General features: G+C 65.8%; 23 protein-coding genes. 13 read left to right on the forward strand and 10 right to left on the reverse strand.

Annotation, left to right across the window (positions count from 1 at the left end; genetic code table 11):
- Positions 1-14: 14 nt before the first annotated feature.
- Complete coding sequence (locus ACN8ZM_RS23260) at positions 15-1,157, forward strand: glycerophosphodiester phosphodiesterase (protein WP_420212499.1); 1,143 nt, start codon at positions 15-17, stop codon at positions 1,155-1,157.
- A 77-nt stretch (positions 1,158-1,234) separates the two neighbouring features.
- On the opposite strand, the gene ACN8ZM_RS23265 is transcribed toward ACN8ZM_RS23260, so the two are convergent.
- Positions 1,235-2,863 carry a rhodanese-related sulfurtransferase gene (locus tag ACN8ZM_RS23265; protein WP_420212500.1) on the reverse strand — a complete coding sequence of 543 codons (1,629 nt, stop codon included), beginning with the start codon at positions 2,861-2,863 and terminating at the stop codon, positions 1,235-1,237.
- 103 nt (positions 2,864-2,966) lie between these two features.
- Entirely contained in the window at positions 2,967-3,533 is a 567-nt protein-coding gene (locus tag ACN8ZM_RS23270; RefSeq protein ID WP_420212501.1) for a cysteine dioxygenase, read from the reverse strand.
- 74 nt (positions 3,534-3,607) lie between these two features.
- Here ACN8ZM_RS23270 and ACN8ZM_RS23275 point away from each other — a divergent pair, with 74 nt between their 5' ends.
- Positions 3,608-4,525 carry a LysR family transcriptional regulator gene (locus tag ACN8ZM_RS23275; protein WP_420212502.1) on the forward strand — a complete coding sequence of 306 codons (918 nt, stop codon included), beginning with the start codon at positions 3,608-3,610 and terminating at the stop codon, positions 4,523-4,525.
- A gap of 61 nt (positions 4,526-4,586) precedes the next feature.
- Here the strand turns inward: ACN8ZM_RS23275 and ACN8ZM_RS23280 are convergent, their stop codons facing one another.
- A complete protein-coding gene (locus ACN8ZM_RS23280; protein ID WP_420212503.1) occupies positions 4,587-5,981 on the reverse strand; it encodes an acyl-CoA dehydrogenase family protein in 1,395 nt (464 codons plus the stop codon).
- Positions 5,982-6,293: 312 nt separating this feature from the next.
- Between ACN8ZM_RS23280 and ACN8ZM_RS23285 the strand changes: the two genes are divergently transcribed.
- The 8 genes from ACN8ZM_RS23285 to ACN8ZM_RS23320 all read left to right on the forward strand — a co-directional run bounded on the left by ACN8ZM_RS23285 (position 6,294) and on the right by ACN8ZM_RS23320 (position 14,397).
- Positions 6,294-7,379 (forward strand): LLM class flavin-dependent oxidoreductase, encoded by a 1,086-nt coding sequence (locus ACN8ZM_RS23285; protein WP_420212504.1) that lies wholly within the window; start codon positions 6,294-6,296, stop codon positions 7,377-7,379.
- A 22-nt stretch (positions 7,380-7,401) separates the two neighbouring features.
- A complete protein-coding gene (locus tag ACN8ZM_RS23290) occupies positions 7,402-8,241 on the forward strand; it encodes a class II aldolase/adducin family protein (RefSeq protein WP_205824791.1) in 840 nt (279 codons plus the stop codon).
- 32 nt (positions 8,242-8,273) lie between these two features.
- Positions 8,274-9,308, forward strand: coding sequence for an ABC transporter substrate-binding protein (locus ACN8ZM_RS23295; protein ID WP_420212505.1), 1,035 nt, complete (start codon positions 8,274-8,276; stop codon positions 9,306-9,308).
- A gap of 4 nt (positions 9,309-9,312) precedes the next feature.
- Positions 9,313-10,407 carry an ABC transporter permease gene (locus tag ACN8ZM_RS23300; RefSeq protein WP_420212506.1) on the forward strand — a complete coding sequence of 365 codons (1,095 nt, stop codon included), beginning with the start codon at positions 9,313-9,315 and terminating at the stop codon, positions 10,405-10,407.
- Complete coding sequence (locus tag ACN8ZM_RS23305; protein ID WP_420212507.1) at positions 10,401-11,216, forward strand: ABC transporter ATP-binding protein; 816 nt, start codon at positions 10,401-10,403, stop codon at positions 11,214-11,216. The genes ACN8ZM_RS23300 and ACN8ZM_RS23305 overlap by 7 nt, the downstream gene beginning before the upstream one ends.
- 50 nt (positions 11,217-11,266) lie before the next feature.
- Positions 11,267-12,451, forward strand: a complete 1,185-nt coding sequence (locus tag ACN8ZM_RS23310) for a c-type cytochrome (RefSeq protein ID WP_420212508.1) — start codon at positions 11,267-11,269, stop codon at positions 12,449-12,451.
- A gap of 37 nt (positions 12,452-12,488) precedes the next feature.
- A complete protein-coding gene (locus tag ACN8ZM_RS23315) occupies positions 12,489-13,442 on the forward strand; it encodes an ABC transporter substrate-binding protein (RefSeq protein WP_420212509.1) in 954 nt (317 codons plus the stop codon).
- Positions 13,443-13,530: 88 nt separating this feature from the next.
- Positions 13,531-14,397: an MOSC domain-containing protein gene (locus tag ACN8ZM_RS23320; protein ID WP_420212510.1), complete on the forward strand. Its 867-nt coding sequence runs from the start codon at positions 13,531-13,533 to the stop codon at positions 14,395-14,397.
- A 65-nt stretch (positions 14,398-14,462) separates the two neighbouring features.
- On the opposite strand, the gene ACN8ZM_RS23325 is transcribed toward ACN8ZM_RS23320, so the two are convergent.
- A complete protein-coding gene (locus tag ACN8ZM_RS23325; protein ID WP_420212511.1) occupies positions 14,463-15,194 on the reverse strand; it encodes a hypothetical protein in 732 nt (243 codons plus the stop codon).
- 59 nt (positions 15,195-15,253) lie between these two features.
- On the opposite strand from ACN8ZM_RS23325, the gene ACN8ZM_RS23330 reads away from it, so the two are divergent.
- Positions 15,254-15,574, forward strand: a complete 321-nt coding sequence (locus tag ACN8ZM_RS23330; protein ID WP_205823088.1) for a hypothetical protein — start codon at positions 15,254-15,256, stop codon at positions 15,572-15,574.
- On the opposite strand, the gene ACN8ZM_RS23335 is transcribed toward ACN8ZM_RS23330, so the two are convergent.
- The 6 genes from ACN8ZM_RS23335 to ACN8ZM_RS23360 all read right to left on the reverse strand — a co-directional run bounded on the left by ACN8ZM_RS23335 (position 15,562) and on the right by ACN8ZM_RS23360 (position 23,804).
- On the reverse strand, positions 15,562-16,248 hold the full coding sequence (locus tag ACN8ZM_RS23335; protein ID WP_420212512.1) for a hypothetical protein: 687 nt from the start codon (positions 16,246-16,248) through the stop codon (positions 15,562-15,564). The genes ACN8ZM_RS23330 and ACN8ZM_RS23335 overlap by 13 nt on opposite strands.
- A gap of 78 nt (positions 16,249-16,326) precedes the next feature.
- Complete coding sequence (locus tag ACN8ZM_RS23340; RefSeq protein WP_420212513.1) at positions 16,327-16,992, reverse strand: hypothetical protein; 666 nt, start codon at positions 16,990-16,992, stop codon at positions 16,327-16,329.
- Positions 16,993-16,994: 2 nt separating this feature from the next.
- Positions 16,995-19,601 (reverse strand): hypothetical protein, encoded by a 2,607-nt coding sequence (locus ACN8ZM_RS23345; RefSeq protein ID WP_420212514.1) that lies wholly within the window; start codon positions 19,599-19,601, stop codon positions 16,995-16,997.
- Between the two features lie 571 nt (positions 19,602-20,172).
- Positions 20,173-21,579, reverse strand: coding sequence for a sensor histidine kinase N-terminal domain-containing protein (locus ACN8ZM_RS23350; protein WP_205823096.1), 1,407 nt, complete (start codon positions 21,577-21,579; stop codon positions 20,173-20,175).
- 181 nt (positions 21,580-21,760) lie between these two features.
- The gene (locus ACN8ZM_RS23355) at positions 21,761-22,441 is read right to left on the reverse strand and encodes a response regulator (RefSeq protein ID WP_420212515.1); all 681 of its coding nucleotides are present in this window, start codon (positions 22,439-22,441) and stop codon (positions 21,761-21,763) included.
- 124 nt (positions 22,442-22,565) lie between these two features.
- The gene (locus ACN8ZM_RS23360) at positions 22,566-23,804 is read right to left on the reverse strand and encodes a multidrug effflux MFS transporter (RefSeq protein ID WP_420212516.1); all 1,239 of its coding nucleotides are present in this window, start codon (positions 23,802-23,804) and stop codon (positions 22,566-22,568) included.
- Positions 23,805-23,906: 102 nt separating this feature from the next.
- Between ACN8ZM_RS23360 and ACN8ZM_RS23365 the strand changes: the two genes are divergently transcribed.
- A complete protein-coding gene (locus ACN8ZM_RS23365) occupies positions 23,907-25,394 on the forward strand; it encodes a PLP-dependent aminotransferase family protein (protein WP_420212517.1) in 1,488 nt (495 codons plus the stop codon).
- 218 nt (positions 25,395-25,612) lie between these two features.
- Complete coding sequence (locus ACN8ZM_RS23370) at positions 25,613-26,713, forward strand: ABC transporter substrate-binding protein (RefSeq protein WP_205823102.1); 1,101 nt, start codon at positions 25,613-25,615, stop codon at positions 26,711-26,713.
- The last annotated feature ends 42 nt before the right edge of the window (positions 26,714-26,755 follow it).

Consider the following 26,755-nt stretch of genomic DNA (forward strand, 5'->3'; position numbering starts at 1 on the left):
GAAGGTTCACCGCCATGCTCTTCAAGCGCCCGACCTCCCTGCGCTACGTCCCGTTCGCGTGCGCCGCCGCGTTCCTGCTCGCCGCATGCGGCGGCGACGACGTCGCGTCCGATCCCACCCAGCCGATTTCCGCGAAGGTCCAGGTGGTCGGCCATCGCGGCGCAAGTGCGCTGCGCCCCGAACACACGCTCGCGTCGTACCGCAAGGCGATCGAGGACGGCGCGGACGTGATCGAGCCCGACCTCGTGTCGACCCGCGACGGCGTGCTCGTCGCGCGTCACGAGAACGAGATCTCGGGCACGACGAACGTGTCGACGCTGCCGCAGTTCGCGAGCCGCAAGGCGACCAAGACGATCGACGGCGCGGAGCTGACAGGCTGGTTCACGGAGGATTTCACGCTCGCCGAGCTGAAGACGCTGCGTGCCCGCGAGCGCATTCCGCAGGTCCGCCCCGCGAACACCACGTACAACGACCAGTTCGAGATTCCGACGTTCGACGAGATCGTCGCGCTCGCGAAGCAGATGGCCGCGCAGACCGGCCGCACGATCCACCTGTATCCGGAAACCAAGCATCCGACCTACTTCCAGTCGATCAACCTGCCGCTCGAAGACCGTCTCGTCGACGCGCTGCTGAAGGATTCATACACGGCGCGCACGGCGACCGTCTATATCCAGTCGTTCGAGGTCGCGAACCTGAAGACGATCCGCAACCGGATCAAGTCGAGCCAGCCGAACTGGAAGCTCGTGCAACTGATGGACGAAGCCGGCCAGCGCCCGTACGACTTCGTGAAGGCGAACGACAAGCGCACCTACGGCGACCTGTCGACGCGCGACGGCATGCGCGAGATCGCGACCTATGCGAACGGCGTCGGCCCGTACAAGACGTCGATCATCGCCGTCGCCGCGGACGGCACGCTGCAGCAGCCGACGCCGTACGTGCGCTACGCGCACGAGGCCGGCCTCGTCGTGCATCCGTACACGTTCCGCCCGGAGAACAACTTCCTGCCCGCGTCGCTGAAGGACGGCGGCACGCCGGCCACGCGCAACACCGCCGGCTCGGTGCGCGAGATCCAGGCGTACCTGCGCGCGGGCATCGACGGCTTCTTCACCGACGATCCGGCCGTCGGCCGCACGGCCGTCGATACGTTCAAGCGCTGAGCGCGCAGCACGTGCCCGCGATGCGGTAGCCGGGCGCGGCGCACAGCGTGCCGCGGCGCCCGGTTGCGCCGCATCGGTCAGATCACGTTGAAGTGATGCGTGCCGTCCCGCTTCAACTGATCGACCAGTCCGTACTCCCAGTCGAGATACGCCTGCATCGCGGCCGCCGCGTTGTCGGTGCCTTCGTACGGGCGCCGGTAGCGATCGACGCGCGGTGACGCGAGATGCGTCTCGCCGCTTTCGAGCGGCAGCCCGGCCTCGATCCATGCGGCAGTGCCGCCGGTCAGCACCGAAATGTCGGCCGAAGCCGGCAGCAGCGCTCGCGCGTCGTCCGCCGCGAATCGCGCCAGCAGGCTCGACCCGCATGTGAACACATAGCGCTTCGCGGGCGGAATCGCCGCGAGCGCGTCGCGCAACTGCGCACGCACCGCGAACCACGCGCCCGGGATATGGCGCTTCACGTAGTTCGCGCTGGCCGTTACGTCGACGATCGCCAGCTCGCCGGGTGCAGCCTCCTTCAGCCAGCCCGCGAGCGTCGCGGGCGATACGTCCGTCACGGGCGGCGTCGCCGGCACGTCGCGCGGCGGTTGGCCGCGCTCGCCGAATTTCGCCGTGCTGTCCTCCGGTTCGACGACGCGCACGTCCCAGCCCATCTGCGCGAGCCACGACGCGGTCATGTCGGCGCGCACGCCGTCGTCGTCGACAAGCACGATCCGCGCGCCGCGCACGGCCGCGTGATGATCGGTTTCCTGCACGAGCTGGCCGCCCGGCGTGCTCAGGAAGCCCGGCAGATGGCCGGTTTCGTACTCCTCCGGCGTGCGTACGTCGAAGCGGTACAGCGTGCGGCCCGGTTCGTCGAGCACGGCGACATCCGCGAGCGCGATACGCGGCACGCCCGCGCGCTCAGCGACCGCGCGCGCCGCCTGGCGCGCGTCGGCACGCTGGGTCGCGTCGATGTCGTCCGGAAAGCGACGCGCGGCGCCACGCTCGAGCGTCTGGCCCGCGAGCGTCCAGCCGATCGTGCCGTTGCGCAGCGCGGCGACCGGATTCGGCAGCCCCGCGTTGACGAGCGACTGCGTGCCGATGATGCTGCGCGTGCGGCCCGCGCAGTTGACGATCACCTGCGTCGCCGGGTTCGGCGCCAGCGCGCGCACGCGCAGCACGAGCTCCGCGCCCGGCACGCTCGTGGACGTCGGGATGTTCATCGTCTGGTATTCGTCGAAACGGCGCGCGTCGACGATCACGACATCGGCCTTCGCATCGATCAGCGCCTGCACCTCCTGCGCGGACAGCGACGGCGTATGCCGCTCGGCCTCGACCCATTCGCCGAACGACTTGCTCGGCACGTTCACGTCGATGAACAGTTCGCCGCCCGCGGCGAGCCAGCCCGCGAGGCCGCCGTCGAGCAGCCGCACGTCGGTGTAGCCGAGTTGCGCGAGCGTCGCGGCCGCGCGCGGCGCGAGATCCTCGCCGCCCGCTTCGCCGAACACGACGATCGGCGTGTCGCGGCGCGGAATCCGCGTCCATGCGTCGAGTTCGAGTTTCGACAGCGGAAAGTTGGCGGCCCACAGCGGGTGGCCCTGCGCGTACGGATCTTCCTCGCGTACGTCGATCAGCGCGATCTCGTCGCGGGCCAGCAGGCGCGCACGCACGTCCTGGTACGACGCGACGGGAAAGCGGGAAGTGGAATCGGCGGATTGCGTCACGGTGTCTCTGTCTTGAATGCGTTGAAGTCGGTGAAGAAAGCGGAACGGATGAATCTTGGGCCCGATGGCGTGTGTGGGCAACCGGTCGCGCACACGCGTTGCATCAGGCGTTCGAATAGCCCGATACGAACGGCTTCACGGTACCGTCGTCCAGGTACACCGCGCGTTCGACCTTGCCGATGTTCGCGCCGTACACGTGGATGCTGATCGAGACCTGATCCGCGAATGCGTTGGTCACGCGATGGACGTCGCCGATGCGCGGCGACACGGCCTCGATTTCGCCCGGCTGCAGCCGCACGGCTTCACCGGATGGCACGGGCTTGCCTGCTGCGTCGAACCGGTACGGCTGCGAGATTTCGGCGCCGCGCAGCATCCCGATCAGCCCCCACACCGTGTGGTTGTGGATCGGCGTCGTCTGGCCAGGGCCCCACACGAAGCTGACGACCGAAAACCGCTCGTCCGGGTCGAGATGCAGCAGGTACTGCCGATAGCGCGCGGGGTCGGGCTGCGCGAATGCGTCGGGCAACCAGTCGTCGTGCTCGACGAGCGCGGCCAGCAACGCGCCACCCTCGTCGAGGATGCGCGCCTCGTTCGCGCCGGACGCGAGCAGCGCGCCCAGACCGTCGACGAACGGCCGCAGCGGCGTCTGATGCAACGAAAGCGTACTCATCGGCTGGCTCCTCGAATATGATGCCGAATATGATGGATCGTCATGATGCACCCGAAAGACCATGCAGAACAAACATGAAAATTAGCGATATCGACGCTTTTGCAGCGGTCGTCCGCTGCCAGACCCTGAGCCAGGCCGCGGCCGAGCTCGGGATGACGCAGCCCGCGATCACGCGGCGCGTCCAGAATCTCGAGGAAGCGCTCGGCGTGATCCTGCTCGATCGCAACACGAAGCCGCCGCGCCCGACCGACATCGGCCGGCGGGTCTTCGAACAGTGTCGCGCAATCCTGCGCGAAGTCGATGCGCTGCGCGAGCTGACGGCCGGCGAGCAGCCGCCCGCCGGCGAATTCCGGGTCGGGCTCACGCAGGGCCTCGGCGAGCTGATGCTGCCCGCGCTGATCGCCGATCTCGCCGCGCAGTGGCCCGCGCTCGCGACGCAGGTCACGACCGCGTGGGGCGGCATGCTGGTCGAACGCGTCGCTCGCCGCGAACTCGATGCGGCGCTCGTGTTCCTCGCGCGCGAGATGGTGCTGCCCGCGCAGGTCGAGGGCGAACGGTTGCTGGCCACGCGGCTCGTCGCGGTCGGCCGCAAGGGCGACTGGCCGCGCCGCAGTTACCGGCTCGCCGATTGCCACGCGCATGGCTGGGTGCTCAACCCCGACGGCTGCGGCTTTCGCGCGGGCTTGCGGCGCGCGCTCGACGCGCAGGGCCTGCCGATGCCGGTCACCCTCGACACCTACGGCCGTGACCTGCAGTTGCAGAGCGTCGCGAACGGCTTCGGTATCGGACTGATGCCGCTGCCGCTCGTCGAAGGCAGCCCGCTGCGCGATGCGCTCGACATCGTGCCGCTCACCGATTTCAAGCCGCAGATCGATCTGTGGTTGCTGCGCCGGCACGATGCGGCCCGCTTCGACGCGCCGCTCGCAGCCGTTGCCGCGCATGCGCGCACGGCGTTTGCGTTGCCCGAGCAGGCGCACGGCAAGGCTGCGTGACCGTACCGGGCAGCGACGGCATCGCGCTGCCCGATCGACGCCCGCGCCACCCCTGCTCCGCTCACGCATCGACGTGGCCGCGTTCGGTCTCGTTGACCGACGCCCCGCCTGTCTTCGTTTCGTCCTTCGTTTCGCCCTTCGTTTCGCCCTTCGCTTCGTCCTTCCCTTCGCCCCGGCTCACCGCTTCGAGCACCGCACGCCCGGCCGCCACCGCGATCGCATCGTCCTGCGGCGTATGCACGCGGCTGCACAGCACGTCGCGATAGTGGCGTTCGAGTGGATTGGCGCGGCTCAGCCCGTGATTGCCCGACAGCTTCAGCGCCTGCTCGACCACGCTGATCGCGTGCTCGGTCACGGTCCGCTTGACGAGGCCGCTCGTCGTGACCGGCGGCGCATTGCCCGCGTCGGTGCGTGCGATGTGCTCGTCGAGCAGCACGCGGTTCACATGCAGCCAGCCCTCGATTTCGCCGACCGCTTCCTGCACGCGCGGCAATGTCGCGAGCGGTGCCCCCAACCCGCTCGGCGCACGCGTCGTCGCGAACCCGACCAGCCAGTCGCGCGACGCACGCGCCACCGCGTCGTACAGGCTGCCGAGCAGCGCGACCATCCATGCCTGCTGGTCGGCCTGCGCATCGGCATCCGCGTGGGTCGCGGCCGACACGGCCCATGCGTCCGGCGCGCGTACGTCGACCGCGTGATCCGCCGGCAGCCACACGTCGTCGAACACGACCTCGTGGCTGCCCGACGCACGCAGGCCGAGGTGATTCCAGCTTTCGATCACGCGGATGCGGTCGCCATCCGCATCGCGGTCGCGCGGCACGAGAAACACGCCGACCCGCGGCGCCGGTTCATCGGTGCGCGCCCACACGGCCAGCCAGCGCAGCGCCGGGATCCCGGTGCTGTACAGCTTGTGGCCGGACAACCGCCAGCCGTCGCCGTCACGCCGTGCAATGGTTTCCGGCAGGCCGCCGCGCGACGGCGAGCCGAGCGCGGGTTCGACGCGCAGCGCGTTGATCAGCGCGCCCTGTGCGACCGCGCTGTCGAACACCGCCCGCCGTACCTGCGCCGGCCAGCGGTTGTCGGCGCGGCCGAGCGCGCGATGCTGCAGGTACGTCATCGTCAGCACCAACGCGGTCGCCGGATCGGCCCGCGCGACGGCAGCCACGATCCGGCTCGCCTGCGCGAGCGTCGCACCGGCGCCGCCATGCTCGCGCGGCACGACCTGCGCGATCAGCCCCGCGCGGTGCAGCCGAGCGAAGTTCTCGTGCGGAAAGTGGCCGTCGACGTCGTTGCGCGCCGCATCGGCAGCCAGTGCCGGCGCGAGGCGGTCAAGCAGCGCGGCGACGCGCGCATCGTAGGAACCGGCGTCGGAATCGGCGTCGGCATCATCGGTGGGCAGGAGGCGCAGCGAAGGCGGCGGCGAGGATGGCGAAGAAGCGGCAAGGCTGGCGGACATCGAAACGGATTCCCTGGGTAATACGGCAAGACGGCAGCTGCGGCAAACGCCGCGACAGCGGCCATCGATCGCCACGCGACGCGGTTTCTCATGAAGTCGGCAAACCGGAACACGCAGCGCCGGATGCGCCGGCGCCCGCGCGCCCGATCGTTCGTGAGCCCACAGCGTAGGCGCAGCGCACCCCCGCCCAAACCATGCAAATCTGATATTCAAATCGGGATTGATTATTTCCATTCCGCATGATCCCGGCGTTAACCTGCGCTCCATTCCTGCCCGGCCGCGCGCCGGGACGTCCCTGCACCGGAGACCCAGATGAGCGTCGAATTCATCGGCATGATCCAGAGCCAGAAGCAGTCGGAAATCCACCCGCCGTCCGGCCCCGTCGTCGATCCCGACTACGTGCGCGACTTTGCGCGTGCCCACGAGACGGCCGGCTTCGACCGGATCCTCGTGCCGCATCACTCGACCGGCCCGTCGGCGACGCTGACGATCGCGTTCGCGGCGGCCGCGACCGAGCGAATCCACTTCATGCTCGCGCATCGCCCGGGCTTCACCGCGCCGACGCTCGCCGCGCGGCAGATCGCGACGCTCGACCAGTTCAGCCGCGGCCGGCTCGCCGTGCACTTCATCTCCGGCGGCTCGGACAGCGAACAGCAACGCGACGGCGATTTCCTCGACCACGACGCGCGCTATGCCCGCACCGACGAATACCTCGGCATCCTGCGGCGGATCTGGACCGAAGCGCAGCCGTTCGATCACGACGGCGCGCACTACCGGTTCAAGCAGGGCTTTTCGGAAGTGAAGCCGTTCCAGCAGCCGCATGTGCCGATCTATTTCGGCGGCGCATCGGAAGCCGCGCTCGAAGTGGCCGGCAAGCACGCGGACGTCTACGCGCTGTGGGGCGAATCGCTCGACCAGGTGCGCGACCTGACGACGCGCGTGCGCGCCGAAGCCGCGAAGCACGGCCGGCAGGTGCGCTTTTCCGTGTCGTTCCGGCCGATCCTCGCCGCGACCGAGGACGAAGCATGGGCGCGCGCGCATCGCATCCTCGACGAAACGCGCCGGCTGCGCGAAGCGGCCGGCCTCGGCACCGGCGGCCCGCAACAGAGCGAAGGCGCACGCCGCCTGCTGGCCGCGGCCGATCGCGGCTCGCGCGTCGACAAGCGGCTGTGGACCGAGATCGCGAAGCTCACCGGCGCGCGCTCGAATTCGACGGCGCTCGTTGGCACGCCCGAGCAGGTCGCCGATGCGCTGCTCGACTACTACGACCTCGGCGTCACGACGTTTCTGATTCGCGGCTTCGATCCGCTCGAAGACGCGATCGACTACGGCCGCGAACTGATTCCGCGCGTGCGCAGCGCCGTCGCCGCACGCGACGCGGCGCGCCGCGCAGCCTGACGCAACCCGGGAGACCCATCCGATGTCCGCCGTTCTGTCCACGCCCCAACGCACTGCGTCGGGCCTCACGCTCGCCGCGTCGCCGCGACAGCATTTCTGGTTCGATTCGCCGGCACCGCGCATCGACGTCGCCGCCGAGCGCCGTCACCGTCAGGAACGGCTCGCGGCCGCGTTCCGCCTGTTCGCACGCTTCGGCTTCGCGCAGGGGCTCGCCGGCCACATCACCGCGCGCGACCCCGAACTGCCCGACCACTTCTGGGTGAATCCGCTCGGCGTGCATTTCTCGCAGATCAAGGTGTCCGACCTGCTGCTCGTCAACGCGCGCGGCGAAACCGCGATCGGCACGCGGCCGCTGAACAAGGCCGCGTTCGCGATCCATGCGGCGATCCACGACGCGCATCCGCACATCGTCGCCGCCGCGCATACCCATTCGACCTACGGCAAGGCGTGGTCGACGCTCGGCCGCCCGCTCGATCCGCTCACGCAGGACGCGTGCGTGTTCTACGAAGACCACGCGCTGTTCGACGACTTCACGGGGATGGTCGTCGACACGAGCGAAGGCGCACGGATCGCCGATGCGCTGGCGAAGCCGGACGGCACCACGCACAAGGGCGCGATCCTGAAGAACCACGGGATCCTGACCGCCGGCCCGACGGTCGAGGCCGCCGCGTGGTGGTACATCGCACTCGACAACGCCGCGCACACGCAGTTGCTGGCCGAGGCGGCCGGCACGCCACAGCCGATCGATCCCGCGATCGCGCGCCACACGCACGGCCAGATCGGCGGCCCCGAGGGCGCGCTGCATGCATTCGACAGCCTGTTCGCGCGCGTCGTCGCCGACGAACCCGACCTGCTCGACTGAGCGCCTTTCCGCATGACCGGAGACCAGACCTCATGACCCGAACCACCGCCCCCGCGCCCGCCGACACGCACGACGACAAACGCCGCAAGCTGCTGCGCGCCGCCGGCGCCGTCGCGCTCGCCTCACCCGCGATCACGCTGGGCCGCAAGGCCTGGTCCGCGCCGCCGCTGAAGAAGCTCACGTTCGCGTGGAACCAGAACGCGTTCTGCCTGACGCCGATCGTCGTCGCGCAGGAGCGCGGCTTCTTCGAGAAGAACGGCCTGAAGGTCGAGCTGATCAACTACAGCGGCTCGACCGACCAGTTGCTCGAATCGATCGCGACCGGCAAGGCCGATGCGGCGGTCGGGATGATCCACCGCTGGCTGAAGCCGCTCGAAGCCGGCTTCGACGTGAAGATCATCGGCAGCTCGCATGGCGGCTGCGTGCGGCTGCTCGGCGCGAAGGCGGCCGGCGTGACGACGCTGCAGGCGCTGAAGGGCAAGACGGTCGGCGTCAGCGACCTGGCCGCGCCCGGCAAGCATTTCTTCTCGATCCTGCTCGCGAAGAACGGCATCGATCCCGAGCGCGACATCACGTGGCGGCAGTATCCGGCCGACCTGCTCGGCGTCGCGGTCGACAAGGGCGAGATCCACGCGATCGCCGACGGCGACCCGAACCTCTATCTGCTCGAAAAGCGCAGCAACGGCGCGTATACGGAGCTCGCGACGAACCTGTCCGGCGAATACGCGCGCAAGGTGTGCTGCGTGATCGGCGCGCGCGGCGACCTCGTGCGCAACGACCGGCCGTCGGCCGCCGCACTCGCGCGCTCGATCGTGCAGGCCACCGAATTCACGCACGACAACCCGAACGAAGCCGCGAAGGTGTTCGCGAAGTATTCGCCGAAGATCAGCCCCGAGGACCTGCGCAAGCTCTACGCGACGCTCACCTACAACCACCACCCGACCAACGTCGACCTGCAGCAGGAAATCGCGTTCTACGCGGACGACTTCCGCCGCATCAGCGTGCTGAAGAAGAGCACCGACCCGCAGCGCTTCGCGCAGCAGGTCTATGCGAACGTGCTGGGGTAACGCGATGTCGACGATCGAACACGCTTCATCCGCGCGCACCACGTCGGCCCCTGCCGGCGGCAGTGCCGCTGCATCCGCGACGCGCGGCGCCTGCACGGCGTGCGAAGCCACGCTCGCCGCCGAAGCCCGGCGCGCGCGCACCTGGCCGACCGGCATCGCCGCCGCGCTGGCGTGGGCGGCGCTCGGCGCATTCACGCAACTGTGGCCGAACCGCGTCGTCGGTTTCACCGACTGGGCGTATACCGACGAATTCGCCGTCGCCGCATGGACGATCGCCGCGCTGCTGCTCGCCGCCGCGACGCTCGGCCATCTCGTCCCGGCGACGCGCACGCGGCTCGCGCGCGTGCGCCCGGCCGGCCCGTGGCTCGTCGCGCTGCCGCTCGTGCTCGCCGCGTGGGAAATCGTCACCGCGAAAACCGGCTGGCTGCCGACGCCGTTCTTCGCGCCGCCGCAAGCGCTGATCGAGGTCTACGTCGACGACTGGCCGCGCCTGCTCGGCAGCGCCGGCAACACGCTTAAGCTGCTCGCACTCGGCTTTGCATACGGCGTCGCGGTCGGTTTCGCGGTCGGCGTCTCGATCGGCTGGTCGCGCCGGATCGGCTACTGGGTGCATCCGGTGCTGCGCGTGCTCGGCCCCGTGCCGGCCACCGCCCTGCTGCCGCTCACGTTCTACTTCTTCCCGTCGAGCTATTCGGCCGCCGCGTTCCTGGTTGCGCTCGCAACCGGCTTCCCGGTCGCGGTGCTCACGTGGTCCGGTGTCGCGAGCGTCAACAAGCAGTATTACGACGTCGCGCGCACGCTCGGTGCGAACGCGCGCTTCCTCGTGCTGCGCGTCGCGATTCCGGCCGCGCTGCCGCACGTGTTCGTCGGCATCTTCATGGGGCTGAGCGCGTCGTTCACGGTGCTGGTCGTCGCCGAGATGATGGGCGTCAAGTCGGGGCTCGGCTGGTACCTGAGCTGGGCGCAGGGCTGGGCATCGTACGTGAACATGTATGCGGCGCTGATCGTGATGGCGCTGCTGTTTTCCGGGCTGATCGCGCTGCTGTTCGCGGTGCGCGACCGCGTGCTCGCCTGGCAGAAAGGAACCGTCAAATGGTAAGCGCCGCCGGTCTCGACTCGTCCGTTGCCGTCGCGCCCGCCGCCACGACGCCGCGCGGCGCGCGCATCGACATCCGCCGCGTGAGCCATGCGTTCGACGGCCCCGGCGGTGCGCTGCCGGTGCTGGATGACGTCACGCTGTCGGTCGCGGCCGGCGAATTCGTCGCGCTGCTCGGCCCGAGCGGCTGCGGGAAATCGACGCTGCTGCGCCTCGTCGCGGGCCTCGACGCCGCGCGGCAAGGCACGATCGCACAGGATGGCGTGCCGATCGAACAACCCGATCCGTCGCGCATCGTCGTGTTCCAGGACCCGACGCTGTACCCGTGGCGGCGCGTGCGTGCGAACGTCGCGCTCGGCCTCGAGGCGCGCGGCGTGGCGCGTGCGTCGCAGCATCGCGTCGACGATGCGCTCGCGCGCGTCGGGCTGCAGGAATTCTCGAACGTGTTCCCGCACCAGTTGTCCGGCGGGATGGCGCAGCGGGTCGCGCTGGCCCGCGCGCTCGTCAACGATCCGCGCCTGCTGATTCTCGACGAGCCGCTCGGCAAGCTCGATTCGCTGACGCGGCTCACGATGCAGGCCGAGCTCACCGCGCTGTGGCAACGCGACGGTTTCTCCGCGCTGCTCGTCACGCACGATGTCGAGGAAGCGTTGTTCCTCGCGCAGCGCGTGATCGTGTTCGGGCCGCGTCCCGCGCGGATCGTCGCCGAGTTGCACGTCGACCTGCCCTACCCGCGCCATCGCGGCGACCCGCACCTCGCGGAACTGCGTCACGACGCGCTGCGGCACCTCGGGCTCGATGCGAGCTGGTAGATGCGCAGTGCCGTTCGACGATGGGCCGCCGCGCGGCGGGAATGGTGCCGATGAACGCGCCGACGTTTGCCGACTGGGCGCTCGTGTTCCTGCAAGGGCTGTACCGCGCGCAAATCGCGCTGGCGCGTGCGCTGCATGCGCTCGGGCTGACCGGCGACGCCGACGGTCAAGCCGCGTGGCCGTGGACACACCGCATCGCGCTCGAAACACTGCGCATCGACGCGGGGCTCACGCGGCAACTCGCGTTCGCCGCCGCGGCGACGGCGCTGGCCGTCGTGCTCGCGGGCATCGCGCTCGCGTCGCGCAAATGGCGTGTCGCGTCGGCGCTCGCCGCGCTGGCCGCTGCGTGGTTCGCGCCGTGGCCGCCGACTTCGCTGTGGCTCTCGCCCGCCGTGCCGACGAGTTTCCAACGCGATCCCGCGCCGTTTTCGGTATCGAACGTGATGCGCGGCGCGCACCTGTATGCGCAACACTGCGCGGCGTACCACGGCGCGGACGGACGCGGCGAAGGGCCGCTCGCGGCCACGCTCTCGCACTGGCCGCCGACCTTCGCCGGCGCGCTGCTCGCCCGCCGTCTCGACGGCGAGCTGTTCTGGCGCGTGCGCCACGGCACGCGCGACGAACACGGCGCGTCGACCATGCCCGGCTTCGCCGCGACGCTCGGGCCCCAGGACACCTGGGCCGTGCTCGACTACCTGAAAGCGCTCGCCGCGGGCAGCGGCGCGCAGGCGGAAGGCGCGTGGCCCGTGCCCGTCCCGCTGCCGGCGCTCGACGTGCGCTGCGGCGGCGCCGCGTCCCAACCGCTCGAGCGCTGGCGCGAAGGCCAGCGCGTGCGCATCGTCGCGCTCGCGCCGGGCGCGACGCCCCCGCCGGAAGATGCGCGCTGGCAAACCTTGCTCGTCACGGCACGCGGTGCGCCCGTGGCGCAAGCGACCGGCGCCGCGCGAGCCGATTGCGTGGCGTCGACGCCCGATGCATGGCTCGCCTTCGCGACGATCGCCGGCGTGGCGCCGGACGCGTTCGGCGGCACGCAGCTTCTCGCCGATCGCCGTGGCTGGTTGCGGGCGCGCGCGCTGCCGGGCAGCGCCGGCTGGTCGGATGCCGACCTGCTGTGCCGCTCGGACGCCACCGCACGATCGGCAGTACCGGCAGCGAACGGCGATCCGCTGACCGCGCTGCTGCTGCGCGTCGACACGGAACCCGTGCGTGACGTACAGGCCGGGCTCCCGCACTGAGTGAATCCCTGACCGTTTCTTCCAACCGAACTTCACGATGAATCCGACCCGACGCCATTTCCTCGCACAAGCGAGCGCCCTCGCCACGATCGCCGCAGCCCCGGCCGCACTGCGCGCGCAATCGGGCACACGACCGCTGCTGCGCGCCGGCGACCAGAAAGGCGGGCTGCGCGCGCTGCTCGAAGCGGCCGGCGAACTGAACGGCCTTGCGTACGACATCGCGTGGACCGAGTTCCCGGCCGCCGCACCGCTCGCGGAAGCGCTGAACGCAGTCGCCGTCGACTGCGGGCCGATCGGCGACGCGCCGGTGATCTTCGCGCTCGCGTCGGGCGCACGCATCAAGGTAATCGGCGCGAACCGTTCCGATCCGTACGGCACGGCGGTGCTCGTGCGGCCCGATGCGGCGCTGAAAGGCGCGGCCGACCTGAAGGGCAAGCGGATCGGCACGACGCGCGGCTCGATCGGCCATTTCGTCACGCTGAAGGCGCTCGACGCGGCCGGCCTGCCGCCCGACGCCGTCTCGTTCCGCTTCCTGCCGCCGGCCGATACGATGCTTGCGCTCGCAACCGGCTCGATCGACGCGTGGGCGACCTGGGAGCCCTATACCGCACTCGCCGAAACGAGTGGCCGCGCGCGCGTGCTCGTCAACGGCCGCGGACTGTGGTCGGGCCTCAGCTACATCGCGGCGACCGACGCGGCAATCGCGTCGAAGCGCGACGTGCTGCACGATTTCCTGCGGCGCGTCGTGCGCGCGCAGACATGGTCGTACCGTCACGTCGACGCGTATTCCGCGGCACTTGCGCGCATCATCGGCATTCCGCCGGCAGCCGCCAGGCTGCAGTTCGAGCGCCGCAACACGCGCTGGCTGCCGATCGACGCGACGGTGATCGCCGAACAACAGCGCACGGCCGACTTCTACCTGAAGGCGGGACTATTGCGCCAGCCGCTCGACGTGCGCACGACGTTCGACCCGGGCTTCCCGCTCGCATGACCGGCCGCGCGACGGTGCGCAGCCGTCCAAACGGCTGCGGCGCGATCTGGCACAATCGCAGTCTCGTCATCCGCCTTCAGCCAGCGTCATGCCAGCCATCGCCGAACTCTTCATCTACCCGATCAAATCCTGTGCCGGCATCGCGCTGTCGCGCGCGCAACTGCTCGAAACGGGCCTGGCGTACGACCGCCACTGGCTGATCACCGACCCCACCGGGCAGATGATCACGCAGCGCACGCACCCGCGCCTCGCGCTGATCCGCACCGCGCTCGACAACGATGCGCTCGTGCTGAACGCGCCGGGCATGCGCGAGATCCGCACGCCGCTCGACGGCGACGTATCGCCCGCCACGCCGAAAATGGCCGCGACCGTCTGGCGCGACACCGTCGACGCGATCGACACGGGCGCCGAAACCGCCGCGTGGCTCACCGAATTCCTCGGCATGCCCACGAAGCTCGCGCGCTTCGGGCCCGACGCGCGCCGCGGCTGCAATCGCAAGTGGACCGGCGAGATCGATACGCACACGCAGTTCGCGGACGGCTACCCGCTGCTCGTGATCGGCCAGTCGTCGCTCGACGACCTGAACGCGCGGCTCGCCGCGAAAGGTGCGCCGGCGATTCCGATGAACCGCTTCCGCCCGAACATCGTGGTGTCGGATCTCGCCGCGTACGAAGAGGATTTCGTCGAGCATCTCGACACCGAAGGCGCGACGCCCGTGCGGCTGCGCCTCGTGAAGCTGTGCACGCGCTGCCCGATGCCGACGATCGACCAGGTCACCGGCGCGCCCGATCCGGCGTGGCCGCACGAGCCGACCGACACGATGCAGACCTATCGGGCGAACCCGAACTTCGACGGCGAACTGACGTTCGGCATCAACGCGATCGTCGTCGAAGGCGCGGGCACGTGGCTCGAAGTCGGCCAGTCGCTGGAAGCGGAGATCGGGTTCGGCGATTGAGCCGGGCGTTCACATGTTCAAGAAATGGTCGAATGCCCCGGCGATCGACGCCGGGCGATGATTCCTCACACCAGTGAGGCACGTTGAACTTGCTCGATTTCCATCCTTGCTGTCGAGTTTGCACGCGACCAATTGGACAGTGAAAAATCAGAGGAAGCACACGTCGTTCTTGCGAGTATCGTGTTACGCCAAGCCTCCGGGAAGGAACGAGCCTGATCCCCTGTATCAGATTCACAAGCGATGTTTTCTCCCTTCCGTGCAACAGCTGACAGAGATGCACCGCCGAATGAGACCTGTTGTTGGTCGGTAACGCAGAAGCCCAAGGTGCCTTGCGAGTCGATTTTGTTTGGAATCGCCATCAAGACGTAGCCCCGGGTAGTTCCGTTCGCCACATTCGTGACGACAAGCTTCGGCTCCCTCTGTCGAGCAGCACGCTTCGATAGCGACCAATGTCCGATTCGCGCGGACTTGATGATGTTATCGTTTAGGACCATGGCACTATCGACATCGCCGTTGTCGTCACTCGCACAGCCAAGTGTCAGCGTTATCGCAGTATTCGACCGAATACCAGGTAGCTGCGTTAAATACGTTGCGTACTCCTCCCGCCCGTAACCAAGACGATATTCCTCAAATCCAGATTGGCTTTCGATAGTGAAGCGACAAGAGCCTACGCCTCGAAGCTCACGCTGTTTGTCGAATTCGGGTGCCGAAAGTTTGGAGTCGTCCAACGCTGCTCCGCTCGTGTAAGCAGGCACCAATGCAATCAAGACAACGACGGCAGAAAAAAGCATTCTCATGTGCTCCTCCTGCGGAGTCTCGGTCGGCATCTTGACCGCACAGTAGGTGAGTCGGTCACGTGGAAGCCGGCCTGCGTCTTGGCGTAGGCAAGGATCAGCCGATTGCGGTATCGGGTGACAGCTTCAATCACGGCAACACCGGGCGCCGCCCCATCCTGCGGAATTGGTCGTTCCGCTTCTGCACCGGATGCAGGTGTCATCGACTCGATCAGGTCAAGCAGTTGCATCGAATCGCAACGGCCGTGGCCCTCAGTGTCGTCATCGATAAAGGCCCATCCCAACCAGTGCGGGAAATCGGCGTCGCTGTAAACCTTAACGTCGATATCGACCACTCAGCTGGAAGCAAACCTGATCCTGTTCTCGATTTCTATTTAAGATAATTGCAATCATCGACTCCTTCCATGCACTTCTGTGCTCGCTCCGATGAAATATTTTTTAGCCTTCCGACCTCCCCGCACCGAATATCAGAAGCACAGATCATCAAAGAAATGTCATATGCATCATCGACAGGTGTAAAGCTTATCGCACCAACCACCGCCAATTTCCCTCCTTTGATTCGATAACTATAGCGCGTCGCCTGAACATCCCCACTACCGCTTACGATTGCAAAAAGTGGCCCATTCTTTGCCTTTGATCTCCGAAGCAGTGGCGCCGCTCCAACAAATTTGTATGACCTTGAGTTTCCGTCAAAAATCCAGTACCACATCCCTTCTCCAGACCTTCCTTTTCCATTCGCTATTCCGAGATCACGCCCACCCTGGCCCGTCAAATCGATAGATGAATTGACACCTATTGAATACGCCTCATTATCAACAATAAATTTATACTTCTGCTGAATTTTATCATTTATCAAATCAATAACAACGTCACCGGTACCACCCCTCCAACAATAATCGATTTTGACTACCGACCCACTTTCCTTTGATCGCGCTATATGAACTTCTTTTGAATCGCCGTGTATGCAACCCTTCGAAGCCAAGGACGAGGTCGACAGCACCGACAACAGCACGACAAGAAGCGCGGCACCGTGAATATTATAGAAACAATCCCTCATGAAATTATTCAAAACAAAATAAATTATCCACATATCGTGCGATTTTAATTCACACAATAAAATTACCCCCCGTCGGAATCAAATCACACCCCCATCCATCTCATCATCAGGTGACACAAAGTGGATCGAACGAATGATTTCAAGCACTTCGGGAAGAGCTCTCTCCGAGGAATTCTGAAGACTTTTGCCCACCGTCTCAGAAATATCACGAGAATCGTAACCGATCTCTATACCTCCTCTGTCGGTACGCAGCGTACGTAAACCATCCCCTAAACAAAAATCCAGCTCCCGAACCTGACCGGGCCGAAAGCTGTTAAGAGGAAATGACGAAATTTGTGCAACCCCAAAGTAAAGCGGATGCAGCCTCTCCAGGCGACGTATCTTGTAGTAGTGAATATTTTCAAAATCTTCAACAGGCAACAGTTTCGAGCAAAGATCAGCTGCAGCCCCTTTACGGCAATTTAAACTAAAATTCAACGATTTTTGCACAGCCTGATGATTCAGTGAAAAATCCGCGTAGGAGCTACCGCCTTCCATGTAGGTCCGAGTATTTCCACCTTTTTTTGCGAAAAATTCAATAGCGCAATCGCGCATAAAAATAACATAGCGCTGCATGCCAGCAGGCATGACATCAGAATGATCTGCAATGGCTAGCGCCTCCTTGTTTTTATCATGCGCCAATACATATCGATTACTAGCACAAAAAATCAGCCCGAAGACGATCTTACATATTAAGTATTTCATATTTATCGCGGCGCCTCCCCTTTCACTTGATAGTCCTCAGGCAGGAACTGTCGCACGCCACTGTCGTTAGGAAATACTGGCTGATCAAGCAATAATACTTGCGCATACGCGTGAGCATGATAACGATCCACCAAACCATTCAGCCTTGGGTTATCGCGGTCGAGATGACCTGGCAGATTTATCAAGCAGCTCACCCGTCGAAAAGACACATTCTCATAGAATGCAAATGGTTGACTACGTCGCTGCTGACTCGTGATATGCAATGTGAACGAACGACGAATATTGGGTGAAGCCTTATCCACCTCATAGTTTGCCTTGTGTACGCTCCAGTAGTATCCAGAACTATCGGCAGCATCAAACGCAATTCGGCGCACATCCTCGCGCCATCCCTGCATCTGTACAGGCAATTGTCGCTCCATATCCTTCAGTGGTTGGTTGCTTCGTTGAGTATCAGCTTGCTTCTGAGACTGCCTCAGTCTAACTTCAATCGATGAATCAATCCCGCGCCCACGCCAGTGCCAATAGCCTAGATAGTTGCTTGAATGGGTAATCTGAAGGAAACCACGCCCTATCCAAGGAGCATACCAACGACTGTCGGCGTCCTCCTCTTGCATCACTCGCAACCAAGCCGTTTCAGGCACCGAATTTCCGAGAAAGGCAGCCATACGTTCGGGTGTATTTATGCCGTATTTTCTCAGGGCACGATTCAACTCGATAAGATTCGTCTCAACCAACTGTCCAGCCTGTGCCCTCGTACTTTCATACACGATCTGAGTGGATGCGCCTGGCCCCAGGCCTCGCAAAGCTCGTGCTGGAACCACTTGCTTCAATTCAGCGGGGCTAAGCCATCCGCTTTTTTTAAAGACATAAATAAACTGCATCGGATGAAAATGATAATGTTCCGCTTTCAGGGTTAGTCCTTTCTCTACGGCCTCCTCCCAAAACGCCAACGCTTGATGGTGGCGCTTGAGCCATTCGTAGGCCGGATCGCCCAAGCAAATCGGGAACACGATGTTGCCGATTGGACTTTCGCCGTCGGTGCCTTTCAGCCAATCCCAGCGCTTGTCGAAATCGTCACGTGCCCACTCGGTGGGCATCTTGACCACACAGTAGGTGAGTCGGTCACGCAATTCACCGGCCTGCGTTTTGGCGTAGGCAAGGATCAGCCGATTTCGGTATTGGGTGGCAGCGTCGGCACCGGGCGTTGGCGACATCGGCTCGATCATGTCGAGCAGTTGCGTCGAATCGCACCTGCTGTTGCCGTCGGTATCGTCGTCGATAAATGTCCACCCCAGCCAGTGCGGGAAGTCGGCGTCGCTGTAGACCTTCACGCCGATACGATTGAGATCCACGTAGGCTGTGACGCCACCGTCGATAGCAATCTTGCGGAAATGCGGGAGGCGGCCCTCATGCAGATCTGTGGCGGCTGGCGCGTCGGGCCCCAGGATTCGACCGAAACGCAGCATCTCGTAGCCTGCACTGGGGCATCCGGGATACGTGTCTGTCGCGGTCTTGTATAGGCTATAACCGCCCTTTGCTTCTTCAACGCCACCACGTCGATCCCCCACAGCGTCACGCGTAGTCAGAGTGATGGTGCCTCGCGCTTCGCTCAGCGCAACGTTAAGCACCTCCTTCGTTTGACCGATGGGCCGTACGGTCCATTGCGCCCATGCCTCGGCGGTCAGGTCGTCAGGCGGCGTGGTGGCTGCCACCCCGTAGACGGCCGGCACGCGAATAGTGCGTTGCTGCATGGTCGGCGCGGGCTTCTTCAAAGCATGTTGTTCCGAGCCTGAGACTCTCGACCACCAAGTGCCTGCCTGCACCGTAGTCTTGCCGTTCAGCGCAAGAATCCGCTCACGCGTCGTACTGAACCGTTGCGCGACGCTTTCGAGCGTATCGTTGGCGGCACCCACGGTGGAATCGAAGACGCGCACGACGTAGCTCCTGGTTTCAGTACGCGGGTTGACCGCGTACATAGACGTACCGGCAGGCAACACGATATGGATGTCACCCCAGACGCAATTGCGTCGTCCCTCGGAGGCTTGCAGCTTGCCTTCGCTGCGGCCCATCAGCTTCTCGACGTTCGCTTTGTCCGCAACGATTTCGAAATGGATGCGGTTTGGCCTACCGTAAATCTCACCTGCTTGGCCAACCGGGTCTTTGCGATAGATCTTGTCGCCTTTCGTCCACGCTGCCTTGGTGGCCGAATTGATCGCCACGCTCTTCAGGTGCTGGTAGATCGAATAGAAGACGACCTCGACACCCTCGCCGATTTCAGTCTGGTGCTTGAGGATCACCACACCATTGCTGGTCCAACCTGCGTAGTAGAGCAAGGGGTAAGCGTCGCGCTCTTGCTCGGTAGGGTTCTGCTCCGGCTTGGCAGCGCAGGGACGCGCAAACACGACCTCGCCGTCGGCAATGGCGCGCACCGGTTCCGGATTCGCGTCGGGGCCTGGCGCGACCAGATGCACACCGCCATGCCAACCGAACTGATGGCTAACGGGGAAACTGCCTTTGCCGCTCTTTTCACCGAGGCCAAAGGTTCCGTCGTTCCTGTCGTCCTCGGTTCGCGGCTGAGGCGTGCCCAGGAAGGGGAAGCTGATAAGCATGAGCGGCTCCACAAACTCAGTTCGCAAAATGACATGTCGTCGGGAGCAATCGCCTGATCGGCCAGCGGTTGGCCATCAATACCGAAGGGATTGCCGTGACAGGCACTCCGCCAGCCATCCGACGTTTGAATTGCGTTAGCGCAGCGTTGAGGTAATGCCGCTATCGCCCAGCGTGATAGCGCTACCCGAACCGCGCGAAGTGAGAGGTTCGCCGCCGATGCGCAGAATGTCCATGAGACGAATCCGAAATTTCGAGGTGTATTTTTCCGTCGGATGACATACACGCGGGTGTTAAAGAACCCGAAATACCCTGCAATGCGGGCGAAATTCGGGATCCGCGTCAAATAATATGGATTGCTAATATTATAGACATGCAACTGCCCCCGGTTGGAGCACCCAGTAACCGGCAAAGACGCGCGGAATTTGACAATGCCGTTCCCGGCAGCGCAGGCGAAATGTCAGTTCCCCCTGAATCGGCGAACCAACTCAATTCAGATGGCCGTTGCAATTGCGCTCAGGCCCATTCTGTTTCAATGCAGTCCAACTTCAGCGGATCCGGCCACGCACCTCGTCAGCCATTCCCATCAGCCACCGGCAACCGGATCGTGACAACCAGCCCGCCACCGGCCGCATCATCAAGCGTCACATTGCCCTGATGCACGCGCGCGATCTCGCGCACGATCGACAGCCCAAGCCCCGTCCCTTCCACCGTCTGCGTCTTGCTGCCGCGATGGAAGCGCTCGAACACCGCATCGCGCTCGTCCGCCGGAATGCCCGGCCCGTTGTCGATGACGTCGAGCCGCGCATGCTCGCCATCGCGCGACACGCGCACCGTGATCACCGCGCGGTCGCCCGCATAGCGAATCGCGTTGTCGATCAGGTTGCCGATCATCTCGCCGAGCAGGTCGGACTGCCCGTGCACGTCGAGGTCGGCTTCGTGCTCGAAACCGAGATCGATGTCGCGCGCGCGTGCAACCGGTGACCAGTCGAGCGTCACGCTGCGCGCGAGCCGGTGCAGCGCGACCGGCTTGTGCGCGATCGCATGGCCGCTGTCCGAATCGAGCCGCGACAGCGACAGCAGTTGCTGGACGATCTTCGCGGCCTGCCGCACCGCGCCGTTCGCGCGCCGCAGGTGCCCGTTCGCGCGTGGCTGCTCGTCGGGCCGCAGCGCAAGCTCGACGCCGGCCTGCACGGCCGCGAGCGGCGTCTTCAGTTGATGGGCCGCGTCCGCGAAGAAACGGCGCCGTGCGACCTGCATCCGCTGCGTGCGGCCGATGTACTGGTTGATCGACTCGACCAGCGGCGCGAGTTCGCTCGGCATCGCGCCGGTATCGAGCGGCGTCGTATCGTCCTCGCTGCGCGCGGCGACCGTCGCCGACAGCCGGTTCAACGGCCGCAGCCCACGCCCGACGCCGAGCCACACGATGCCGAGCGCCAGCACGACCAGCAAGCCTTCCTGCAGCAGCGACCCCACCAAAATTTCGCGCGCGAGCGCCTGACGCGCCTCGATCGTCTCGCCGACCATCACCCACACGATGCGCGACTGCGCGGTCGGCACGTCGTGCACCGGGATGCGCAGCGCGGCCATCCGCAACTGCTCGCCGCGATAGACGACGTCGTAGTAGCGCGTGACGAACAGCGCGCCGTCGCCCGCGTCACGCCCCTGCGGCAGCGGCAGGTCCGGATAGCCGGTGATCGTGTGGCCGTTGTCCTCGCGGATCAGGTAGTAGATCTTGCCGCCGTCGCTCGACTCGAGCATTTCGAGCGCGAGATACGGCAGGTCGACCTCGATCTCGCCATCGTTGAGCCGCACGCCTTCGCGGATCGATTTCAGCGACGACGACAGCGTGCGGTCGAACGCGACGTGCGCCGCGTTCATCGCGCGCTGGTACGTAAGCCACGAGTCGAGCGCGAGCAGGCCGAGCAGCGGCAGCAGCAGCCACAGCGCGACCTGGGTGCGCAGGTTCGGGCGGGTCACCGTGCCTCCCGCCAGGCCGCCCCATGGAGCACAGCGGAGCATGCACGGCGCGCTTCTCCGCGCCCATGCGATCGGCCGTGAATGGCAGGCGTGCCGTTGGCGGGCCGCGAACGTGTCGATCCGGCGCAGCGTGTCAACGCGTACACCGGCCCCGTGCAAAGAGCGTGAGCGCGGCGGCGGTTCATTCCGCCGCCTCCGCCTTCGCTTCGAGCAGATAACCGAGCCCGCGCAGCGTGACGATCGCAACGCCCGTGTTCTCGAGCTTCTTGCGCAGCCGGTACACGTAGATCTCGATCGCATCGGCATTGACCGACTCGTCGAGCCCGAAGATCTTCTCCGACAGCGTTTCCTTGTTGATCGCGCGGCCGTTGCGCAGGATCAGCACCTCGAGCACCGAGCGCTCGCGCGGCGTGAGCGACAGCGGCTCGCCCGCGAGCTGGAAGCTGCGGTCGATACTGTCGTACGAAAGCGGCCCGCATTCGACCCGTGAATGCTCGTGGCCGAGGCTGCGGCGGATCAATGCGCGGGCGCGCGCCTCCAGTTCGGTCAGTTCGAACGGCTTCGCGAGATAGTCGTCGGCGCCGAGATCGAGCCCTTTCACGCGCTCCTCGACCGACCCGTGCGCGGTCAGGATCAGCACCGGCACCGGATTGCGGCGCGCGCGCAACCGCCGCAGCACTTCCAGCCCGTCGAGCTTCGGCAGCCCGAGATCGAGGATCACCAGCGCGTAATCCTGCGTGCGCAGCACGTGGTCGGCCGCCTCGCCGTCCGCCATGTGGTCGACCGCGAAGCGCGCCGCGCTCAGCGCGTCGTTCAGCGACTGGGCGAGGTTCGGATTGTCTTCGACGAGCAGCACACGCATGGGGATTCCGTAAGGTCAGCGACAGGCCGCTACATTACATGATCCTTTCCATGCCGACGCCTCGCGGAAACACCGGTTGCGCCGCCGGCGCGAGCGCGCGTCGGCCGGGCCGGCCGACCAACGCTCAGCGGTCGGCTACGGGCCGGTTCCGTGTCGCGAAGCGTGACCCGTCGCCTGCGCGCCGCCGCTCGCGGAGGCCGACCGCCACCGCCAGGAACGCGACGCTCGCGCCGACCGTCACGACGATCATCGGGCGCGCAGTGCCGTCCGACAGCCACGCCAGCACGCCGCCGCACGCGGCCGTGATCGCCATCTGGATAAAGAAGAACAGCCCGGACGCCGTCCCGGCGATCGTCGTGTATGGCTGCATCACCGCGAACTGGCAGGCCGGGATCGCGATCCCGACCGCAATCATCACGAAGAACATCGGGACGACGAGCGCCGCCACCGCCGTCGGCGCGATCGCACCGCCGATCCACAACGCGACGGCGCCGGCCAGATTGACGCCCGCCGCCGCCGCGATGACCGAATCGGCCTTCCAGCGGGTGCCGGTCCGCGCGAACATGTTCGAGCCGATCAGGTAGCCGAGCACGGTCAGGCCGAAGATCGCGGCATACACCGGGCCCGATACGCCGCGTTGCCGCTGAAACAGCGTCGACGATTCCGCGATGAACGGGTAGTACGTGCAGTACGCGAAACTGATGGCGAGCGAATAGCGCAGGAAACGGCGCTCGCGCAGCAGGTTCGCGTACGTCCGCAGAAGCCCCGCGCCCAGCGCCGGCCGCGCGTCGCTTTCGCGGGTCTCCGGCAGGTAGCGCAGCACCATCGCCGTCGCGACCACCCCGCCCGCCGCCAGCCATCCGAACACGCCGCGCCATCCGAGCCACTCGGCAACTGCACTGCCGGCCAGCGGCGCAATCACCGGCGACAGCGCCATGCCGGCCGAGATCCGCCCCAGCATCGTGGCCTGCATCGCGGTCGGGAAACGCTCGCGCACGATTACCCGCCCGATCACGGTCCCGCTGCAGCCGCCCAACGCCTGGAAGATGCGCGCGGCGACGATCGCCGTGATGCTGGTCGACCACGCGCAGGCGACGCTCGCGACCACATAGAGGCACAGGCCACCGAGCAGGACCGGACGGCGGCCGTAACGATCGGACAACGGCCCCGACACCAGCATCGACAGCGCATAGCCGACCATGTAGAGGGTCAGCGTGAGCTGCAACTGGGCGTCGGTGCCGTGCAGCGCGTCCGCCATCGCCGGCAGCGACGGCAGGTACGCATCGATCGTGACCCGCGGCAGGCACACGACGAGCATCAACAGGAACAGCCAGCCCCACTGGGGTAATGAACGCGTTTTCATGCGGTGAGCCCGTCTCCGGTCGGATTGATGTGGTCGACAGCAATCTAAGGTCAAAGTGATATAAGCTTAAGGGCCATTAAATCCAACACTGACTAGACCACTATGGCGCGAGGCAAAGCCGCGATTCCGCTCGATCTGCCGTGCCCTGCCGGGCTGTCCACGGGCAGTCCGCAGTCGAAGCAGGAATGCATTGCCGACACGCTGCGCGACGCGATCCTGAAACGCCTGCTGCCCGGCGACAGCCCGCTGCCGTCCAGCCGCACCCTCGCCGCACGCTGGGGTGTCGCCCGGGGAACCGTCGAAGCGGCGTACGACCGGCTGTGCGCGGAGGGCTACATCGCCCGCACGCAAGGGTCGGGGTCGCGGGTCTGCGCGGTGGTGCCGGACAGCTATCTGCGCGCGGCCGCGCAGTCGCGCGACAACGGCCATCCCCCTTCCGACCCGCGCCCCGCGCCGCCGCGCGCGACCGACACCGCCGTGCCGGAACAAGGCGTGCGTCCGGGCGTCCCGTTCGTCGCGCGGCTGGCCGATCCCGGCCTGCTGCCGATGCAGCAATGGAAGAAGGCGCTCGGGGCCAGCCTGCTTGCCGCGACGGCGAACGACCTCGGGGCGACGCCGGCGCAAGGCGTCGAGGGCCTGCGCCATGAAATCGCCGCGTACCTGCGGGAATACCGCGGCATCCCGTGCGACGCGGCCGACATCTTCATCACGACCGGCATCCGCCATTCGATCGATCTCGTCGCGCGCACGCTGCTCGCGCCGGGCTCGACGGTGTTGATGGAGGATCCCGGCTATGCGTCGGCGTGGCAGATTTTCACGATCGCGGGCGCGACCGTGATCGACGTGCCGGTCGATCGGGAAGGCATCGACACGGGGGCGCTCGATCGGCATCCCGGCGCGCGTGCGGCCTACGTGACACCCGCCCATCAGGCGCCGCTCGGCGTCACGATGTCGGTGTCGCGCCGGCTCGAACTGCTCGACTGGGCGCAGCGCAACCGCGCGTGGATCATCGAAGACGACTACGACGGCGAATTCAGCTACCAGACCGCCCCGCTGCCCGCACTGAAATCGCTCGACGCGTGCGATCGCGTGATCTACTGCGGCTCGTTCAACAAGACGCTGTTCTCGGGGCTGCGCATCGGCTTCATGGTCGTGCCGGCGGAACTGCGGCCGGCGCTGTCGGCCGTGTGGCATGCGACCGCGCGCTCGGTCGGCGTGGCGCCGCAGCTGGCGCTGGCCCGCTTCATCGCGCACGGCGATTTTGCGAAACACCTGCGCGCCGCACGGCACGCGTACCGCCAGCGGCGCGACATCGTGCTCGATCAGTTGGCGAAACACGCCGCCGGGCGATATACGGTGTCCGGCGAACTCGCGGGCTTTCATTTCGTGCTGTGGCTGCCGCCCGGGATGGACGACGCAACGTACGTCGCGCAGGCCCAGGCGGCCGGCGTCGAATTGCAGCCGATCAGCGGATTCTGTCGAAGCGCCCGGTGCGACGCGGGCGTCGTCGTCGGGTATTCCGCGCTGACGGCCGCGCACGCGCGGCATGGCGGCCGGATCCTCGGCAAGCTTCTCGCGCAACCCGCGTAGCCGCCCTCGCCATCGTTGCCGCGCCCCGCGGCAACGCGCCTCCCTCCGATGCCAGATCGTGCCGCGCGTCGCGAAACGCGCGGCGGCCGCCGCTTCGACCTCGGGAAATCCATGACACAAACAACACGATTGTGAACCGAAATGAAAGCAGGCTGAAAGTGCGCCGCAATTAACATCCGCTCCACTCGAACAACACCTAGACGTAACTGGAGGAAGACATGCCGTTTGCACCGAAGCACCTCGCCGCCGCGCTGGCGGTCGTTCTGGGCACTGCCGCCGGCAGCGCCGCCGCGCAGGTTCCGGCCGGGTATCCGGGGAATTACCAGGGCGTGATCGACGCCGCGAAGAAGGAAGGCAAGCTGATCGTCTACTCGACGACCGACACGGGCCTCGTGCGTCCGCTGATCAAGGACTTCGAAAGCCTGTACGGCGTGAAGGTCGAGTACAACGACATGAACAGCACCGAGCTGTACAACCGCTACATCAGCGAGAACGCGGCGAGCAGCACCAGCGCCGACGTGTTGTGGAGCTCGGCGATGGACCTGCAGGTCAAGCTCGTCAACGACGGCCTGATGGCCCCGTACGACTCGCCCGAAAGCGCGAACGTGCCGCAGTGGGCGCAGTACCAGAAGCTGGCGTACGGCACGACGTTCGAGCCGCTCGCGATCGTCTACAACAAGCGCCTGATTCCCGAGAACGAAGTGCCGAAGACCCGCGCCGACCTGATCAAGCTGCTGACCACGCAGGCCGACAAGTTCAAGGGCAAGGTCACGACCTACGACATCGAGAAATCGGGCGTCGGCTTCAACTACCTGACGCAGGACGCGCACGTGAACGAAAAGGTCACGTGGGAGCTCGTGAAGGCGATCGGCGCGACCGGCCCGAAGCTGCAGTCGAGCACGGGCGCGATGATGGAGCGGATCTCGTCGGGCGAGAACCTGATCGGCTACAACATCATCGGTTCGTATGCGTATGCGAAGGCGAAGAAGGACAAGTCGATCGGCTACGTGTTTCCGAAGGACTACACGCAGGTCGTGAGCCGTCTCGCCACGATTTCGAAGAAGGCGAAGAACCCGAACGCCGCGAAGCTGTGGGTCGACTACCTGCTGTCCAAGCGCGGCCAGACGCTGATCGCGAACCAGGCGAACCTGTACGCGATCCGTACGGACGTGACCGGCGAAACGTCGGCCGCGAGCCTCACGAAGGAACTCGGCGATTCGCTGAAGCCGATCCAGATCGGCACCGGCCTGCTCGTCTATCTCGACCAGTCGAAGCGCCTCGCTTTCCTGAAGCAATGGCAGCAGGCGATCAAGCGCTGATCCGCTGACTGCCGGCCGCCCGCCGCACACGGCGCGGGCGGC

The sequence above is a fragment of the Burkholderia aenigmatica genome, from assembly GCF_048627025.1.
Classification (GTDB): domain Bacteria; phylum Pseudomonadota; class Gammaproteobacteria; order Burkholderiales; family Burkholderiaceae; genus Burkholderia; species Burkholderia aenigmatica.